Below are 16547 nucleotides of genomic sequence, written 5' to 3'. Positions count from 1 at the left end.
AGCCGGCGGGATCAGACGGGATCGCGGATCAGGGGAGCGGTCGAGCAGTGCGGCCCGCCGCCGCCCGAGCACACCAGATCGTACCGGACCGTGATCACCTCGACGCCGCGGGACGCGAGGCGGTCGAGCGTGTAACCGGACGCCCCTTCCGTGATGATCAGGCGCCGGGGAGCGACCGCCAGACCGTTGATGATCCAGGGGTTGTCCTCATGGTGGACCTCGATCGTCTCGATGCCGAGCGCCTTGAGCCTTTGCAGGAAGCTGAAGGGGAGCTGCGCCGGATTGACCAGTGCCAGATCGGGCGCGATCATCAGGAAGACGCCGTCGATGTGCAGGCGGTAGCCGGTCAGGTCGATCCGGATCAGCTCGACGCCCTGCGAGCGCAGCACCTCCTCGATCTGGAGGGCGCCCTCCTCGTTGCCGCGCGACGACACGCCGAACACGGCGGTCCTGTCATTGAGCCAGGCGAAGCCGCCGCCCTCGGCCACGGCGGTGCCGGACAGCGTCCGCAGGATGGGACAGCCGAGCGCCGCCAGCGTCCGCGTCGCCGGGACCTCCTCGCCCCGCCGGATGCGCGGCCCGAGGCGCGTCACGATGGCGCCGCCGCCGACGCCGATCACGGCGTCGCGGGTGTAGCAGGACTTCATCCGGCCGGGCGCCGGGCCGTCGAGCATGACGACCTCGACCCCCTCGGCCTTCAGCACCGCGACATAGGCGTCGTGCTGGGCCTGCATCCCCGCGAGGTCGGGGCCTTGGGCGCCGCGCCAGTACCATCCTTCCTGGATGTCGCCGAAGGCGCCCATCTCCAGGCGCTTGGAGGTGTCGACGATCCCGACCTCGGGGCCGGGGCGGTGCATCAGGACCACGCGGAGGCGTCCGACATCGTTGGTGCAGCCCCACGGCCTGCCCCACCAGCGCGTCAGCTGGGCCGGGTCCTCGAAGGCCGGCTCGGCCTCGGACGGGAACACCTTGATCAGTTGGTTATAGCGCCAATCGTTCTCGGTCATCACGCTCATGGCACGGGATTTCCTTGTTCGGTCGCTCCGGCGATCCGCGCGGAGCCGGAGGTGCTGGATTTCAGATGCCGACGATCGGATCGCCGCCGTTGGGGCAGACGAGCTGCCCGGTCATGAAGCCGCCGCGCGGACCGGTGACGAACAGGATCCAGCCCGCGATCTCGTCCGGCTCGGCCCACCGCTTGACGAGGTTGAGCTGGGCCTCCTCGTCCAGCGCCTCCTGGCCGTAGCGGAGCGTCATGCCGCTGCGGACGACACCCGGCGCCAGCGCGTTGACGAGGATGCCGTGGGGGGCGAACTCGCGCGCCCAGGACTTCGCGAAACCGATCACGGCGGCCTTGGCGGCGGCGTAGTGGCTGGAGCGCTCGAACCCGACCTGCCCGCGGTTGGAGGCGATGTTGACGATGCGGCCGTAACCCTTCGCCTTCATGCCGGGCAGCACGGCGCGGGTCGCCGCCAGCGTGCCCCAGACGTGGATCTCGAAAAGGCGTTCGTAGGCGGCGCGGTCGATATCCTCGATGACGGCGTTGAAGCCCGGCACGCCCGCGTTGTTGACCAGGATATCCACCCCGCCAACCTCCTCGACGCTGCGGCGCAGGCTGTCCTCGTCGGCGACGCTGTAGGCGGCCCCGACCGCCTCGCCGCCTGCCCGCCTGATGGCGGCGACGGTGGTGGCGACGCGCTCCGGATCGATGTCCTGGACGATGACCCGAGCCCCGGCGGCGGCGAACAGGCGGGCGGTCGCCTCGCCGATCCCGCTGCCCGCTCCCGTCACCATCGCGACCCGGCCGGCGAATTCACTCATCCCGTTTCTTCCTCCTCGATGCTGGTTTCGGCCTGGGCCCGGGTTCGGCGATCACCCCGGCGAAGACGAGGTCGAGGTGCCGTTCCACCGCCTCCTTGAGGTCGTCGATCGACATCGCGTCGTCGGAGACGAGGCGGCTGAAGTGATAGGTGCCGATGGCGGTCACCAGATCGGCCAGCACCTCCAGGTCGACTTCCTTCTTGATGGTGCCGCGCTCCTGGAAGCCGGTCAGCATCAGGACGTAGTGGCGCTTGATCAGCCATTGGAAGCGCAGCGACACGCGATGGGCGGTGCCGCGCGGCTCCCGGTACGGGGCGGACAGGATCGCCCGCCAGCATTCCCGGCTGAGGGTGCGCAGCGCCTGGTCGGCCAGCAGCTTCTCGAAGGCCCGGATCGCCTCCATCGGATCGGCGGGCGGATCGCGCACCAGGGCCCGCCGTTCCGGCAGGGACGCCCGGACGTGGCGCACCGCCAGCGTCGTCAGGATGTTCGCCTTGGTCGTGAAATAGTTGTAGACGGTGGCGGGCGCCACCTGGGCCGATTCCGCGATCTCCTCGATCCGCGTCGTCTCGTAGCCCCGGGAGGCGAACAGCTCGGACGCGACGTTCAGAACCTGCTCGACCCGGGCCTGCCGGTGCCGCGCCCTCAGACCAGCCATCGGAAAAACCACCCTCGATCCACCGCCAACACGAGGGATGATACGCGAGCCGAACTTGGAGTCGACTCTTTTTTTAGACTTGACTTCAAATTGCACCCACCCGAGCATTGGCGCCGAAAACACCCCTCGCGGATCACGACGGGGGGAGCCCGCCGGACGCTCGCGATCCGGTCGGCGCAAGGAACTGGCACAGGGAACGGGTTCGTCCGTCGGGAACCACGCGCGGGGCGTCGATCAGGTGGCGTCCGCTGGGAGATGAGGGAATTCACATGACGAGATCCACATTCAACGACGACCTGGTCGAGATCGCCGCCGACGCGCTGCGGGCCGGCCGCCTCGCCCGCCGCGACTTCCTGAAGGTGCTGGGCGCCGCCGGCCTCCTGCCGGCGGTCGGCGCCGGCTTGGGGGCGCTGCCGTTCGGGTCCAGCCCGGCGGCGGCCAAGGCGGCGGAGCTGGTGCTGTGCAACTTCGGCGGTGACGCCGTGGCCGGCATGGGCGAGGCCTGGGGCAAGCCGTTCACCGCCGACACCGGTATCCCGGTGCGGGTCGATGGCGGCAGCCCGCTGGCCGGCAAGATCAAGGCGATGGTCGAATCCGGCTCGGTGAGCTGGGACATCTGCGACGGTGACGGCTTCCTGTGCAACCAGCTGGGCAAGCAGGGCCTGCTGGAGGAGGTCGACTACGGCGTGGTCGACAAGTCGCTGGTGCGGGACGGCTGGGCGTGGCCGCACGGCATCGCCAACTACACCTACAGCTTCGTGCTGGCCTATCGGAAGGACATGTTCCCCGACAAGCCGCCCACATACGCCGACTTCTTCGACACCGCGAAGTATCCCGGCAAGCGGACCATGTGGAAATACCAGATGGGCGCCATGGAGGCCTGCCTGCTGGGCGACGGCGTCAAGCGGGACGCCTTGTACCCGGCCGACCTGGACCGCGCCATCGCCAAGGCGCGCTCGCTGGGCGATGACGTGATCTATTGGGAATCCGGCGCCAGCAGCCAGCAGATGTTCCTGGATGGCGAGGTCGTGATGGGCAACATCTGGAACACGCGGGCCAGCATCCTGGAGCGCGACACCCAGGGCGCCGTGACCTGGACCTGGAACGACGGCGTCTTCTGCCCGTCGTCCTTCGTGATCCCCAAAGGCAATCCGGCCGGCTCGGAGGCGGCGCAGAAGTTCATGGCGTCGATGCTCGACCCCGCCCGGCAGATCAAGCTGCTCCAGCTGCTCGGCAACGGCCCGTCCAACCCGGCGGCCTCCGCGATGCTGCCGCCCGAACTGCGCCGGATCGATCCCGGTTACGCCGACAACGTCGCGGTCCAGGCGATCCGCAGCGAGGAGTGGTACGAGATGTACTACGACGCGGCCGTGGAACGCTGGATCGACGGCATCTCCGGCTGACGGGGGACGCCGAAGTGGCGAAGAGGCCCTTGTCCGGGGAGCCCTATGTCGGGTTCCTGCTGCCGGCGGCGCTGCTGGTCTGCGGGCTGTTCCTGATCCCGATCGGGCAGCTGGTGGCGCTGTCGTTCGGCGGGCCGGACGGGCCGACGCTCCGCTGGTACGAGCAGGTCGCGGCGACCGACAGCATCCACCGCATCCTGCTGACGACCTTCCGGATCGTCGGGCTGACCACGGCGATCGCGGTCGCGCTGGGCTACGCCGTCGCCTACGCCATGGCCCACATGGGCGAGCGGCAGCGGCTGGCCCTGCTGCTCTGCGTGCTGGTGCCGTTCTGGCTGTCGGTGCTGGTGCGGGCGCTGGCGTGGCTGATCCTGTTGCGCAACAACGGGATCGTCAACGAGGCGCTGCTGGGATCGGGGCTGATCGCCGCACCCCTGCCGCTGGTGCGCAACGAGCTCGGGGTCGTGATCGGCATGGTCCATTACCTGGTGCCCTATGCCGTCTTCCCGATCTTCGCCGCCATGCGGGGGCTCGACGGCCGCCTGATGATGGCGGCGCGCAGCGTCGGCGCGTCGCCGTTCCGAACCTTCACCGACATCTACCTGCCGCTGACGCTGCCGGCATTGTTCGGGGCCGGTCTGCTGGTCTTCGTGTTCGGCCTTGGCTTCTTCGTCACGCCCGCCATCCTGGGAGGTGGCCGGGTCGTGATGCTGAGCGAGTATGTCAGCATCTCCGTGCTCCAGACGCTGCGCTGGGGCCTGGCCGCCGCCTTGTCGGTCGTGCTGCTGGTGGCGACGCTGGCGCTGATCGCGATCGTCAGCCGCGTCACCGGCGTGCGCCGGATGCTGGGAGCCTCGTGATGGATCTTCGGGGCTGGGCTAGGCCCATGATCTTCGCGGTCGCCTGGGTGATCGCCCTGTTCCTGCTGCTGCCGGGACTGGTCACCATCCCGGTCGCGTTCAACGACAGCCGCTTCATCGCGCTGCCCCAGGGAGCGTGGTCGCCACGCCACTTCGAGACGCTGTTCACGTCGGGGCCGTGGCTGTCCAGCATCGCCGACAGCCTGGGCGTGGCGCTGGCTTCCACCGTGCTGGCGGTCTGCCTCGGCACCGCCTGCGCCGTCGGGCTGTGGCGGGTGAGGCCGTGGCTTGCCGGGCTGGTCGGCGCCCTCATGCTGGCGCCCATGATCTTCCCGCCGATCGTCAGCGCGCTGGCGCTGTACCGCGCCTGGGTCGCCATCGGGCTCTACGACACCTGGGCCGGCGTCGTGCTGGCCCACACCATCCTGGCGATCCCCTACGTGATCATCGCTGTCACGACATCGCTGTCCATGCTGGACGCACGGCTGGAGCAGGCCGCCCGCAGCCTGGGCGCCACGCCGCTGCGCACCATGGTCGACGTCATCCTGCCCAACATCCGCACCGGCGTCGCGACCGCCGCCGTCTTCGCCTTCGTCGTGTCGTGGGACGAGATCGTCGTCACCCTGTTCGTGTCGAGCCGGGCCGTCTACACGCTGCCGCGCCGCATGTGGGACGGCATCCGCGAGAGCGTCGATCCGACGGTTGCTGCGGTGGCGGTCGTGCTGATGGCGCTGACCGCGCTGGGAGTCCTCGCCGCGATCGTCGTCACGCTCCGCCGTCCCGCCCGAACCACCTGAGCCCGAGATATCCGCCCGAAATACTTGAAGGACCCCATGCTTCCGCCCCTGATCCAGAACCCGCCGCCCTGGCCCAACGGCGCCCGCTGCGCCGTGTGCTTCTCGTTCGACATGGACGTGGAGAGCCTGCTGCACCTGAACCACCGAGAGGCGGCGCCATCGCGGCTGGCGACCTCGTCGGCGCTGCGCTACGGCCCCTTCGTGGCGATCCCCCGGATCATCGACATCTTCCGCCATTACGGAATCAAGCAGACGGTGTTCGTGCCGGGCTGGTGCATCGAGGCCTATCCGCGCGCGATCGAGGCGCTGGTCGAGGCGGGGCATGAGATCGGCCATCACGGCTGGCTGCACGAGCGGCCCAACACCCTGTCGCCCGGCGACGAGGCGCGCGTGCTGGACCGCGCGCTGGAGGCCTTCGACAGGGTGGTGGGGGCGCCCCCCACGGGATACCGGGCGCCGGCCTACGCCCTGTCGGAACACACGCCCGACCTGCTGGTCGAACGGGGCTTCACCTATGACGCCTCGCTGCTGGGCGACGACGTGCCGTACCTGCTGGGATCGTCCAAGGGGACGCTGGTCGAACTGCCCTCCGACTTCGCGCTGGACGACTGGGTGCAGTACGTCAACATGAAGGAATTCGGCTACATGATGCCGATCCAGGCGCCGGAGCGCGCCATGGAGGTGTTCCGCGCCGAGTTCGACGCGGCCTGGGCTTATGGCGGGTTGTGGATCTCGGTCTGGCACCCGTTCGTCTCGGGCCGGCTGGCGCGGGCCGACGCGATGGCCCGGCTGATCCGGCACATGATGGACAAGGGCGATGTCTGGTTCGCGCCGATGACCGAGATCGCGGCCCATGTCCAGGGCTTGGTGGATCGGGGCGAATGGACGCCCCGGACCGACGCTGTGCCGTTCTGGGCGGCGCCGGTCGATCATCTCGTGACGCCGAGCCGAGGCTGACATGGCGGTGACGTCGAGCGTTCCAGACCCGGTGCCGCCTCCCTCGCCCACGGAAGCCCCCCGCGGCAGGCCCAGGATCGCGCTGTCGATCCGCGACCTGACGAAGCGGTATGGCTCGGTCGCCGCGATCGACCGGCTGTCGCTGGACATCGCCTCGGGCGAGTTCCTGAGCCTGCTGGGGCCATCGGGCTCGGGCAAGTCGACCATCCTGATGGCGATCGCCGGCTTCGTCGATCCGGACGGCGGCGACATCCTGCTGGACGGGCAACCGGTCGGCGGGTTGCCGCCGGAGAAGCGCGGCTTCGGCGTGGTGTTCCAGGGTTACGCGCTGTTTCCCCACATGACGGTGCGGGGAAACATTGCCTATCCGCTGAAGCTGCGGGGTATCCGGGGCGCCGAGCTGGACCGGCGGGTCGAGCGCGCGATCGACCTGGTGCATCTCCAGGCCTTCGCCGAACGGATGCCGCGGCAGTTGTCCGGCGGCCAGCAGCAGCGGGTGGCGCTGGCCCGCGCGCTCGTGTTCGATCCGGCGGTGGTGCTGCTGGACGAGCCGCTGTCGGCCCTGGACAAGAAACTGCGGGCGGAGCTTCAGTTCGAGCTGAAGAGCCTGCACCAGCGGCTGGGCACGACCTTCGTCAACGTCACCCACGACCAGGAGGAGGCGATGACGATGTCCGACCGCATCGTCATCCTGCGCGACGGCCGCGTCCAGCAGACCGGCACGCCCGACGCGCTGTACAACACGCCGGCCACCCGCTTCGTCGCCGACTTCCTCGGCCGGGCGAACTTCCTGGAGGGACAGGCCGGGCCGGTCTCCGGCGGCTGCCTGACGATCGACATCGGCGGCGCCAGCCTGCGCCACCGCCTGCGGGACGGCGAGCCGCGGATGGCCCGGACGGCGCTGCTGGCGCTCCGCCCGGAACGGCTGTCGGTGCTGGCGCCGGACACGGCGGCGGGCGACCTCAACCGGGTGGAGGGGCGCGTGGTGACATCGGCCTTCGTCGGCAGCCAGCACATCCACGTGGTCGAGACGCCGCTCGGCGTGCTGGAGGCTCACACGCCGGCCTTTGGGGCGGGGGTATTGAGGAAGCCCGGCGAGGCGGTGGCGCTGGCTTGGCCCTGGGATGGCGGCGTGCTGGTCGAGGACCGGTGATCCGGATAAGGCGAGCGGCGCTGGCCTGCGGCCCGCCTCGACGTGATGGGATGAACGGCCTCCGCATCGGGCAAGATAGTGCCGCCTGATGGATGGGTCACCCTCATCAGGGAGATCGCGCTATGTCCGCGGCAGTCATCGGTCTTGATCTGGCGAATACGGGGTTTCAGAGTCTGTTTGTAGACGTCATGCTCTGATTTGCTGGGTGACAAGGCGGATCAGGCGGTCGAGCAGCCGGCGCCACAGACCCAGCCGGGTCCAGCGGGCGAACAGCGTATACAGCGTGCCGAACGGGATGTCGCACAGCAAGCCGAGGGCGCGCCACTGCAGTCCGCAAAATGCCACGCACCAGATCGCCAGGATCGCCTTGGCGCAGCGCCGCTCCGGCCAGTGGCGGCTTCAGCACGGAGCGGGTCCGCGGGGTGCCGTCCGCCGCCATGGCCGCGAGTTCCGCCAGCACCGCGTCGACGAAGGCATCGACGTCGGAGAACGCATCCCAGGAGGCCGGCGAAAGCTTGGCGGGTCTGACGGCGGTGCCCATATGCGGCTGGTCCGATAACTGTTGGCGACGGCCGCAGACAAAGCCCGCCGCCGTCCCGCGCGTCAGCCCTATTCACCTCAATGTAGCATCCCGGCCAGCACCGGCCGGCGCGTCCCGCCTGCGAACAGACTCTCACACCGCCTTCCGGACACTGACCGCGACGATCCTGTCGTATGGGATCGGACCGGACACAATGCCCACTTCCCGCGAAAAGGCGATCATGCCGGCGACCGAGCGCTCCGGCAGGCAGGTATCGTAGAACGGCAGGTCGCGCCGGATCAGTTCGGCGATCAAGCCGGTTTCCGCAGGCGGGAACAGCGCTCCGGCGATACGGGTCGCCACCTGGGGATCGTCGCGCAGCACAGCCTGCGCCTCGGCGACGGCGCGGGCCATGCCGATGGCGGCTTCCGGCGCCCGTTCGATCAGGCGGTCCGTCGTTGCCACGGTCGCGGTCGTGTAATCGAAGCACTCCGCCGGCCCGTCGCCGCGCCGGGGATCGAGAAACACCATGCCCTCGCCGCTCCGGACGGCCAGTTCCGCCCCCATGCCGTTCGCCCAGAACCCGTCGATCAGCCCTTCGGCCAGAGCCCGGGCGGCGGTCACGCCGTAATTGACCCGCGCGCCGGCGGCGCCGGGGATCGGGACGATCGTCACGCCGTCGATGCCCGACGCGGCCAGCAGCCGTTCCAGCGTCAGCCGCACCCAGGGCGCGGCGCCGATCCGGCATCGTCGCAACCCGGCGGCATCGCCCCGGTCCAGGCCCAGGTCGGCCCGCATGACGAGGAACCAGTAAAGCCCCCGGGACTGGGCGCAGATCAGCTTCACGCCATGCCAGTCGGGGAATGCCGACACGGCGGAATGGGACGAGCCGCCGACGAAATCGACCGTTCCGTCGCGCAGCGCCCGATAGGCCGCGTCTACCGGCGATATCACCTTCAGCGCGACGTCGAGCCCGTGCTTGCGGCAGAGCCCCAGCTCGATCGCCGCGATGGCCGGGAAATAGGAGGGTGAGACAAGGTCCGGGATCGCCAGTTTCATTCGGCCGCACTCCGCCGTTCCGGCATGGTGTCCGCATCGAGACGGTCGAGCGCGTCCAGCACCCGTTCCGGAGTGAAGGGGATCCGCGTCACGCGGGCGCCGGTCGCATCCTCGATCGCGTTCGCGATGGCCGCGGCGACCGCCAGCATCCCGCTCTCCCCCAATCCCTTGGCCCCGAACGGCCCCGGACCCAGCCCGTGCTCCTCCACGAAGCAGTCGAACCGGTCCGGCAGGTCGGCCGCCATCGGCACCCGGTAGGCCCGGGGATCGGCGTTCTCCGGCACCGCGCCGCCGCGATACCGCAGTTCCTCGAACATGGCCAGCCCGAACGCCTGGAGCGCCGCGCCGGCGATCTGCCCGACGCACGAGGCCGGATCGATCGCGTGGCCGGCGTCGGCGCCGACGACCAGTTGCAGGACCCTCAGGCGGCCGGTCGCCCGGTCCACCTCGACCTCCGCCCCGGCCCAGCTCGGCATCCAGAACAGGTTGCGGGCCCGCACCGGGGATCGCTCGTCGAACGGCACCTTCATCGCGCCGCGCCCGATGAAGACATGGCCGACCCCGCCGAACCAGGAGGCGATCATGGGACCCAGCGGAAACGTCTCCCCGCCCCGCCGCACCGCCCAGCCGTCCAGGACCAGATCCTCCGGACCGCATTGCAGATGCCCGGCGGCGAACCCCAGGATCTGCGCGCGCGCATCCTCCGCCGCGCGCTGGACCGCGGTTCCGGTGACCGTGGTGCCGCAGCTGACATGCGTCCCGTTGTTCAGCGGGGTGCGGTCGGTGTCGATCGGGGCGTAGCGCGCGTTCGCCAGCGGCAGGCCGAGGGCCAGGGTCGCGATCCGGCACAGGGTGGTCGCGGCTCCCTGGCCGATCTCCGTCGTGCCTGCGCTGACCGTCACGTCTCCGGCCTGGCTGACGGTCACGATGGCCTGGGCATGGTTGCCGGTGCCGCCGCCGTCCTTGATGCCGACAGCGAGCCCCATGCCGCGGCCGGCGCCGCCGCTCCGACCGCCGTTCCTTCGCTCATGATACCCTATGCGCCGACAGACCTCGTCCAGGCCGCGCCTCAGGTCGCTGTCCATGCCGCTGTCGCCGGGGGCGAACGGCTCGCCGACCTCCAGCAGGTTGCGCCGGCGGAATTCCAGGGGATCGATGCCGATCCGCCGCGCGATCATGTCGATCTGGCATTCCGAGGCATAGCTGGCCTGGGTGCCGCCGAAGCCGCGATAGGACCCCGCCGGGACGGTCGTGGTGCGGACGATCGACGCCCGGGTCAGCACCGATTTCCAGCGATAGGGGCCGGTGATGCGATATCCCGCCTTGAGCGCCACCATGGCGCTGGCATCGGCGTAGGCGCCGCCGTCAAGGCGCAGCTCCGACCGCCGGGCGACCAGCCTTCCGGCGGCATCGACGCCGGTGGTCAGCGTCAGGATCCCGGCATGCTTGGTCAGGGTCAGCAGGCTTTCGTCGAGGGTCAGGGCCAGCCGCACCGGCGCCCGCGCCTTCATCGCCATCAGCACGATCAGGGGCTCGTGCTTGCAGTAGCTCTTGCCGCCGAAGCCGCCGCCGATCATGGGCGAATGGATGCATATGTCATTGACCGGAAGCCCGAACATGCGGGCGATGTCGGCGCGGATCATGAAAGGATCCTGGTTGCAGGACCACAGTTCCACCCGCCCCGCCTCCACCCGCGCCACGCCCGAATAGGGTTCCAGGTAGTAGTGGCCGATGCGGGAGACCGCGAAGCTGTCGGTGGACACGTGGGCGGCCCCGGCCAGATCGGCAGCGACGTCACCCCGGGTATAGCCGTATTCGTACAGCACGTTCGGCGCCGGCTCGTTGCGGCTCCAGGATCCGGCGCCGACCCCCAGCGGCGGACCGGGATGCGGCTCGTCGAACAGCAGCGGCGCTCCGGGCGCCAGCGCTTCCTCCATCGTCGGGACCGGCGGCAGCGGCTGGTAGTCGACATCGATCAGCTCCAGCGCCGCCAGCGCCGTCATCTCGTCCGCCGCCACCACGGCGGCGACCGGATCGCCGACATACCGGACCTTGTCGATCGCGATCACGGGCTGGTCGCGGACCGAGAAGCCGTGGCGCGGGTCCGGCATCCGGGCCGCGTCCTCGCCCGTGACGACGCACACGACGCCCGGCAGCGCCAGCGCCCGGCGGGCATCGACGCGCAGGATGCGGGCATGGGGATGGGGGCTGCGCAGCAGCTTGGCATGGCGCATGCCGGGCAGCGCCGCGTCGACCGCGTAGCGGACCTCCCCCGTGACCTTGGAACGGCCGTCCATCGCTCAGGCTCCCTCTTCGCGGCGCAGGCGGGCCGCGGCGCGCACGGCGGAAATGATGGCGGAGTAGCCGGTGCAGCGGCAGACATTGGCTCCCAGCCAGGACCGGATGACCGCCTCGTCCGGGTCGGGATCCCGGTCCAGCAGCGCCCGCACGGTCAGGATGATCCCGGCCGTGCAGTAGCCGCACTGGAAGCCCCGTTCCTCGACGAAGGCCCGCTGCACCGGGTCGAGGGTGCCGTCGGCGGACGCCATGCCCTCGATCGTCACGACCGCCCGCCCAGCCACCTCGAACGCGAAGGTGGAGCAGGCCGCCATCGGCGCGCCGTCCACCAGCACGGTGCAGGCGCCGCAGACGGCCTGGTCGCATCCGATCCTGCACCCGTAAAGCCCGTGCACGTCGCGCAGGAGGTCCGCGAGCACCGCATTGTCTGGTGCATCCAGGGCCAGAACCCGGCCGTTCAGGACGAAGCTGGTTCCGGTCATGCCTGCGGCTCCGTCGAAGATGCCTCCAGCAGGCGCCGGATCAGGATCGGGATGACCCGGCGCCGGTAGGAGGCCGACGCCGTCCCGTCATCGACCGGAGAAGGGAGACCGGCGGCGAGTTCAGCGGCCAGCGCCGCGGCATCCCGCGCCGGATCGGCGGCGGCGACGCGATCGGGTCCCAGTTCCGCCAGTACGGGCCGTGGATGGGCGCAGGACACCGCCGCCCGCAGCCGGACCACCGCGCCACCATGGAAAGCGAGACCCAGAAAGACGCAGACGGCGGGCCGGAGCGTCCGGTCGACCCGCAGGCGGGTGACCTCCCCGGCCGGGATCTCGACCGCCCGCAGCAGGCGCGGCTCGTCCGGAACAAGGGCGGCCGCCGGAATGCGGGCATCGCCGTCCGGCCCGGCGAGAACCAGGACGGCATCCAGCGCCAGCAGCGCCGGCATGAGGTCGTACTGCCCGTTTCCGGACATGACGCTGCCGCCCACCGTGGCCTTGCTCCGGATCCGGAAATTGGCGACGGTGCCGATCAGCGCCGCGAGGTCGGGCGCGGCCTCCCGGACCACTGCGCTGTCGGCCAAGTCCTGGTAAGTCGCCAAGGCCCCGACGCGCAGCACCCCGTCCTCGCACCGCGAGATCGTCCCCAGTTCGGCCAACGCGCCGAGCGGAACCAGCCGATCCAGCGGCATGCCCCGCTTGAGGCCGTCCATCAGGTCGACGCCTCCCCCCATCCAGGCGGAACCCGGTGCCTGCCCCAGGGCGATCGCCTCGGCGACGCCGCCCGGGCGCGCCAGGACGAAGGGAGCGATCCGCCGGCGCCCACGCAGGCCGACCAGCGGGGCCGGAAGGTTCGATGGTGTGGTCAAGACGCTTCCTCCAGCATGATCCGACCCCCGCGCTCCGTCACAGGCACGCGGAGGAGCCCCTGTCCCGCACAGGGGCCGCTGACGCACACCCCGTCCTCGCGGCGGAACAGGGCGCCGTGCGCCGTGCATCGCAGCCACCGCCGGCCCGGCGCGGTGATCCGCTCGGCTACCCAGTCCAGCATGATCCCCATGTGCGGGCAGGCGTTGACATAGGCGGCGGCGACGCCGCCGACGCGCAGCAGGATGAGCTGGCGCGCTTCCGTCCCGGCGCCGACCGCCACCAGGACCGCCCCGCCCTCCTCCAGGTCGCGGCTGGCGGCGAGGTCCATGCCGCTCAGACCACGTCGCCGGCCGACATCGGCGCGTCCAGCTTGCGCATCACCGCCATTTCCAGCGCGGCCACCACCCCGTACAGGATCACGCCGACCGCGCACAGCAGCAGCACGGCGGCGAAGGCGAGCGCCGTCTCCGCCGCGGAGGAGGCGAACATGATGATGTAGCCGAGCCCCGCCTGCGCGGTGACGAACTCCCCCACCACGATGCCGATCACGGCCATGGTGACGCCGACCTTCAGCCCGGCGAAGATGTAGGGCACCGCGTAGGGAAACCGGACATGGACGAAGGTCTGCCAGCGGCTCGCCGTCAGCGACCGGCACAGCCGCAAGGCCGCCGGGCTGGTCCCGGACAGGCCGGCGGCGGTGGAGACGGCCACCGGGAAGAAGGCGATGAACACCGCGAAGGCGAGGCGCGACGGCATCCCGATGCCCAGCCAGACGATGAACAGGGGTGCCAGTGCCACCTTCGGTATCACCTGGAACAGCACCATGTTGGGATAGATCGCCTGCCGCATACGCTCCGACGAGGCGATCAGGGTACCGAGCACGATGCCCAGCAGCGACGCCAGGGAGAAGCCCAGGACCGTTTCGGTCAGGGTCGGAAGGGCATGCTGCATCAGGATCGCGTAGTGCTGGGACAGGACGCCCAGGATCGCCGACGGCGGCACGATGATCATCGAGGAAACGCCCGAGAGCCGGACCGCCGCTTCCCAGGCGGCGAACACGATCACGACGAAGGCGAGAGGAAGCACGACGCGGCGGATCGCCGGACCGTGCGGACGCCAGGAGATCGGGCGGGCGGGAAACACCGCCCGCCCGATCCGCCCGGCAGCCTGGCTGACATCGACCGCCATGGGGCGCTCAGGATACCAGCTTGCCGAATTCGGCGGATCGTGCCTGGACCGACTGCCACTCCGGCTGCTCCAGCTTGAACTCGCCCGCGAAATCGTTGGTGAAGACCTGCTCGACCGTCGGCCGGGTCATGCCCTCGCCGCCGGCGTAGGTCATGACGAGGTCGATCATCTCCTGGTACACGGCGGGATCGCCCCAGCCCAGGCCATGCTCCATCGCCTCCGAGCGGGCGATGGTATGGTGCGCCAGGCCCAGGCCGATGCGCACGAACTCCTTGCCGTTCTGGGTCAGAGCGATCTCCGGCACCTCGCGGGCGAAGATCTCCATCGATTCCTCCGGGTTCTTCATGGAATAGGCGACGGCCTCCATCAGCGCGTCCACGACCGCCTCGGACACGGCGGGGTCGCGTTCCAGCACCTCCGGACGGGTCACGATGGTCTGGCCGTAGGTCCGCATGCCGACCGAGCTGTAGAGCAGCCAGCGCACCGGGATGCCCTTGGATAGCATGACCGGCAGGCTGGACGAGCCGATGCCCATGATGGCGGCGACCTGCTTCTCGGTCATCGCCCGTTCCAGCACCTTGTTATCCAGATGGACGAGCTCGACGTCGCTCATCTGCATGCCGGCCTTCTGCATGAAGGCGGGGAAAAACGGGTATTCCGCCGATCCCGGGACGGCGCCGATCTTCTTGCCGGTCAGGTCCTTCGCGGCCGTGATCGGGCTGTCCTGGAGAACGCCCATGCCCATGGTCGCGTCATAGTCCACCGTCGCGATCGCCTTCAGCGGCAGGCCCTTGGCGATCGACAGGATCAGCGGGGTGGAGATCACGATGCCATAGTCGAACTGCCCGGCCGCGATGCTCTGCGCCGCCGGCAGCGAGCCGTAGCCCCGCGAGATCTCGACGTCCAGGCCGCGCTGGCTGAAGAAGCCCTTCGCCTTGGCCAGGTAGACGTAGAGCGTCGTTCCCTGGGCGAGCCAGGCCAGCGTGAACTTGACCGGCCGGTTGGCCGCCAGGGCCGGCGCCGACAGCGGGCCGGCCATCGCGGCCAGCGCCGTGCCGGCGGCGGCGGATTTCAGGAGCGTCCGGCGGGAAAGGGGAGGCGTGAAGCGGGTCATGGCGGTTGGCTCCTTCTGCGGTGGTCAGGCGGCTGCGGTGGTCAGGCGGCGTCGGCGAATTCGGGGATGATCGGGCTGTCGGCGCGGATGATCTCGCCGGCGCGGACCACCATCTCCGGCTTCAGGAAGCGGTCGGTCCGGACCTTGACCCCGTTGGAGTCCTCCAGCATCCAATCCCCTTCCAGGACGCGGAAGACCGACACGTCGGCGGGAGCGCCCGGGCGCAGCACGCCGATCTCTCCGGACAGGCCCAGCATGTCGGCGGAATTGGCGGTCGCCATGCGGACCAGGTCGGGCAGCCCGACGCCCAGCGCCATCAGCTCGGTCATCGCGTGCAGCATGCCGAGCGGGGTCGAATAGGGGCTGTCGTCCACCGGCGCGTCGTCCGGCGCCAGGTCGGTGTCCGAGAAGATGCCGCGGTACCAGCGCTTTTCGCCCACCAGCTTGACGTTGTAGCCATGCTGGTCCGCCCCGATGGTGTGGGGCAGGATGCCGCCGTCCAGAACCGCCTTGGCATTGTCGAACGAGAAATGGGCGCCCCGGCCGACATCGATCCTGACACCCATCGCCAGGGCCTCGCGCACCAGCGGATGGATGCTGCCGTCGGGCGCCACGAAGCCGCTGGGATAGCGGGTGAAGGGATGCGCCAGGATGTCTCCGGGGTCGAGCAGCGGCACGACCTCCTCGATGATCGCCTTCGCGTCCACCGAGACGCCCGGCTTCTCCGGCCACAGGGTGCCGAGATGAACGTAGACGGGCAGCTTCAACTCGCGCGACGCCTGCTTGGCGAGCTTGAGGGACTCGACCCCCCAGCGCGAATAGCCGCCCGGCTCGGCATGGGCCTTGATGCCCTTGATCAGGTCCGGATTGTCGGTCGCCGCCTTGACGATCGCGCCGACATTGATGCCGGTCGGACCGTACAGGTCCACGTACTTGTGCCCGAGCAGGCCGCCCGCTAGATAGGCCGAGACGAAGCTCAGCACCCGCGTCTTGGACGGATCGACGATGAAATGCCGGAAGCCGTCGATCGTCAGTGCGCTGGCCCCGCCCTGGTCCACGACCGTCGCGACGCCGGAGCGCACGCCGACCATGTCGGGATTGAGGCCGAAGTCCCCGCTGACATGCTGGTAGACGTGGGCATGGGTGTCGATGATGCCGGGCGTCACGACCGATCCCTCGACCGACACGCGCCGCGCGTCCCCCGCCTCAACGCTGGGCGCGATGGCGACGATCCTGCCGCCGCCGATCCCGACATCCATGATGCCGTCGAGCCCCGCGGCGGGATCGAGCACCCGGCCGCCCGTCAGGATCAGGTCGATCCGGCCCGGCAGCGCTCCCACGGTGCCGGTCTGTGTGTTGCCTTCCAT

The 16547-nt window shown here is 69.9% G+C and carries 17 protein-coding genes; 5 read left to right on the top strand and 12 right to left on the bottom strand.

What is annotated here, in order from left to right; genetic code table 11:
• Positions 1–11: 11 nt before the first annotated feature.
• The 3 genes from IGS68_RS30725 to IGS68_RS30715 form a co-directional block, all read right to left on the bottom strand.
• Positions 12–1016 carry a dimethylarginine dimethylaminohydrolase family protein gene (locus IGS68_RS30725; protein ID WP_201082023.1) on the bottom strand — a complete coding sequence of 335 codons (1005 nt, stop codon included), beginning with the start codon at positions 1014–1016 and terminating at the stop codon, positions 12–14.
• Between the two features lie 61 nt (positions 1017–1077).
• Positions 1078–1821, bottom strand: a complete 744-nt coding sequence (locus tag IGS68_RS30720; RefSeq protein WP_201082021.1) for an SDR family NAD(P)-dependent oxidoreductase — start codon at positions 1819–1821, stop codon at positions 1078–1080.
• Positions 1814–2479, bottom strand: a complete 666-nt coding sequence (locus IGS68_RS30715) for a TetR/AcrR family transcriptional regulator (protein ID WP_201082019.1) — start codon at positions 2477–2479, stop codon at positions 1814–1816. Before IGS68_RS30715 ends, IGS68_RS30720 begins: the two co-directional genes overlap by 8 nt.
• Positions 2480–2748: 269 nt before the next feature.
• On the opposite strand from IGS68_RS30715, the gene IGS68_RS30710 reads away from it, so the two are divergent.
• The 5 genes from IGS68_RS30710 to IGS68_RS30690 are packed head-to-tail and all read left to right on the top strand — an operon-like array spanning position 2749 to position 7649.
• Positions 2749–3882 (top strand): ABC transporter substrate-binding protein, encoded by a 1134-nt coding sequence (locus IGS68_RS30710; RefSeq protein WP_201082018.1) that lies wholly within the window; start codon positions 2749–2751, stop codon positions 3880–3882.
• Positions 3883–3896: 14 nt separating this feature from the next.
• Positions 3897–4742 carry an ABC transporter permease gene (locus IGS68_RS30705; protein WP_247881443.1) on the top strand — a complete coding sequence of 282 codons (846 nt, stop codon included), beginning with the start codon at positions 3897–3899 and terminating at the stop codon, positions 4740–4742.
• Positions 4742–5539, top strand: a complete 798-nt coding sequence (locus IGS68_RS30700) for an ABC transporter permease (RefSeq protein WP_201082017.1) — start codon at positions 4742–4744, stop codon at positions 5537–5539. The genes IGS68_RS30705 and IGS68_RS30700 overlap by 1 nt, the downstream gene beginning before the upstream one ends.
• Before the next feature lie 36 nt (positions 5540–5575).
• Positions 5576–6496 (top strand): polysaccharide deacetylase family protein, encoded by a 921-nt coding sequence (locus IGS68_RS30695; RefSeq protein WP_247881442.1) that lies wholly within the window; start codon positions 5576–5578, stop codon positions 6494–6496.
• Between the two features lies 1 nt (position 6497).
• A complete protein-coding gene (locus IGS68_RS30690) occupies positions 6498–7649 on the top strand; it encodes an ABC transporter ATP-binding protein (RefSeq protein WP_201082016.1) in 1152 nt (383 codons plus the stop codon).
• A 186-nt stretch (positions 7650–7835) separates the two neighbouring features.
• Here IGS68_RS30690 and IGS68_RS30685 read toward each other — a convergent pair whose 3' ends face one another.
• From IGS68_RS30685 to IGS68_RS30645, 9 genes are all read right to left on the bottom strand, one after another.
• Positions 7836–7994: a hypothetical protein gene (locus IGS68_RS30685; RefSeq protein ID WP_201082015.1), complete on the bottom strand. Its 159-nt coding sequence runs from the start codon at positions 7992–7994 to the stop codon at positions 7836–7838.
• 328 nt (positions 7995–8322) lie between these two features.
• Complete coding sequence (locus IGS68_RS30680; RefSeq protein ID WP_201082014.1) at positions 8323–9228, bottom strand: ABC transporter substrate-binding protein; 906 nt, start codon at positions 9226–9228, stop codon at positions 8323–8325.
• Entirely contained in the window at positions 9225–11525 is a 2301-nt protein-coding gene (locus tag IGS68_RS30675; RefSeq protein WP_247881441.1) for a xanthine dehydrogenase family protein molybdopterin-binding subunit, read from the bottom strand. The genes IGS68_RS30680 and IGS68_RS30675 overlap by 4 nt, the downstream gene beginning before the upstream one ends.
• A 3-nt stretch (positions 11526–11528) precedes the next feature.
• The gene (locus tag IGS68_RS30670) at positions 11529–12008 is read right to left on the bottom strand and encodes a (2Fe-2S)-binding protein (RefSeq protein WP_201082012.1); all 480 of its coding nucleotides are present in this window, start codon (positions 12006–12008) and stop codon (positions 11529–11531) included.
• Complete coding sequence (locus IGS68_RS30665) at positions 12005–12877, bottom strand: FAD binding domain-containing protein (RefSeq protein ID WP_201082010.1); 873 nt, start codon at positions 12875–12877, stop codon at positions 12005–12007. The genes IGS68_RS30670 and IGS68_RS30665 overlap by 4 nt, the downstream gene beginning before the upstream one ends.
• Positions 12874–13206 carry a Rieske (2Fe-2S) protein gene (locus tag IGS68_RS30660; RefSeq protein WP_201082008.1) on the bottom strand — a complete coding sequence of 111 codons (333 nt, stop codon included), beginning with the start codon at positions 13204–13206 and terminating at the stop codon, positions 12874–12876. The genes IGS68_RS30665 and IGS68_RS30660 overlap by 4 nt, the downstream gene beginning before the upstream one ends.
• A 5-nt stretch (positions 13207–13211) precedes the next feature.
• Positions 13212–14066: an ABC transporter permease gene (locus IGS68_RS30655; RefSeq protein WP_201082006.1), complete on the bottom strand. Its 855-nt coding sequence runs from the start codon at positions 14064–14066 to the stop codon at positions 13212–13214.
• 7 nt (positions 14067–14073) lie between these two features.
• Positions 14074–15180, bottom strand: coding sequence for an ABC transporter substrate-binding protein (locus IGS68_RS30650; protein ID WP_201082004.1), 1107 nt, complete (start codon positions 15178–15180; stop codon positions 14074–14076).
• Positions 15181–15221: 41 nt separating this feature from the next.
• Entirely contained in the window at positions 15222–16547 is a 1326-nt protein-coding gene (locus IGS68_RS30645; protein ID WP_201082002.1) for an amidohydrolase/deacetylase family metallohydrolase, read from the bottom strand.

This window comes from Skermanella sp. TT6 (genome assembly GCF_016653635.2).
In the GTDB taxonomy this organism is placed as follows: Bacteria; Pseudomonadota; Alphaproteobacteria; order Azospirillales; family Azospirillaceae; genus Skermanella; species Skermanella cutis.
This window is presented reverse-complemented; position numbering and strand designations above follow the sequence as displayed.

Coding starts and splice junctions, on each gene's coding strand:
- IGS68_RS30725 (WP_201082023.1), bottom strand. CDS start 1,016: ATGAGCGTGATGACCGAGAACGATTGGCGCTATAACCAACTGATCAAG.
- IGS68_RS30720 (WP_201082021.1), bottom strand. CDS start 1,821: ATGAGTGAATTCGCCGGCCGGGTCGCGATGGTGACGGGAGCGGGCAGC.
- IGS68_RS30715 (WP_201082019.1), bottom strand. CDS start 2,479: ATGGCTGGTCTGAGGGCGCGGCACCGGCAGGCCCGGGTCGAGCAGGTT.
- IGS68_RS30710 (WP_201082018.1), top strand. CDS start 2,749: ATGACGAGATCCACATTCAACGACGACCTGGTCGAGATCGCCGCCGAC.
- IGS68_RS30700 (WP_201082017.1), top strand. CDS start 4,742: ATGGATCTTCGGGGCTGGGCTAGGCCCATGATCTTCGCGGTCGCCTGG.
- IGS68_RS30695 (WP_247881442.1), top strand. CDS start 5,576: ATGCTTCCGCCCCTGATCCAGAACCCGCCGCCCTGGCCCAACGGCGCC.
- IGS68_RS30690 (WP_201082016.1), top strand. CDS start 6,498: ATGGCGGTGACGTCGAGCGTTCCAGACCCGGTGCCGCCTCCCTCGCCC.
- IGS68_RS30680 (WP_201082014.1), bottom strand. CDS start 9,228: ATGAAACTGGCGATCCCGGACCTTGTCTCACCCTCCTATTTCCCGGCC.
- IGS68_RS30675 (WP_247881441.1), bottom strand. CDS start 11,525: ATGGACGGCCGTTCCAAGGTCACGGGGGAGGTCCGCTACGCGGTCGAC.
- IGS68_RS30670 (WP_201082012.1), bottom strand. CDS start 12,008: ATGACCGGAACCAGCTTCGTCCTGAACGGCCGGGTTCTGGCCCTGGAT.
- IGS68_RS30660 (WP_201082008.1), bottom strand. CDS start 13,206: ATGGACCTCGCCGCCAGCCGCGACCTGGAGGAGGGCGGGGCGGTCCTG.
- IGS68_RS30655 (WP_201082006.1), bottom strand. CDS start 14,066: ATGGCGGTCGATGTCAGCCAGGCTGCCGGGCGGATCGGGCGGGCGGTG.
- IGS68_RS30650 (WP_201082004.1), bottom strand. CDS start 15,180: ATGACCCGCTTCACGCCTCCCCTTTCCCGCCGGACGCTCCTGAAATCC.
- IGS68_RS30645 (WP_201082002.1), bottom strand. CDS start 16,547: ATGGAAGGCAACACACAGACCGGCACCGTGGGAGCGCTGCCGGGCCGG.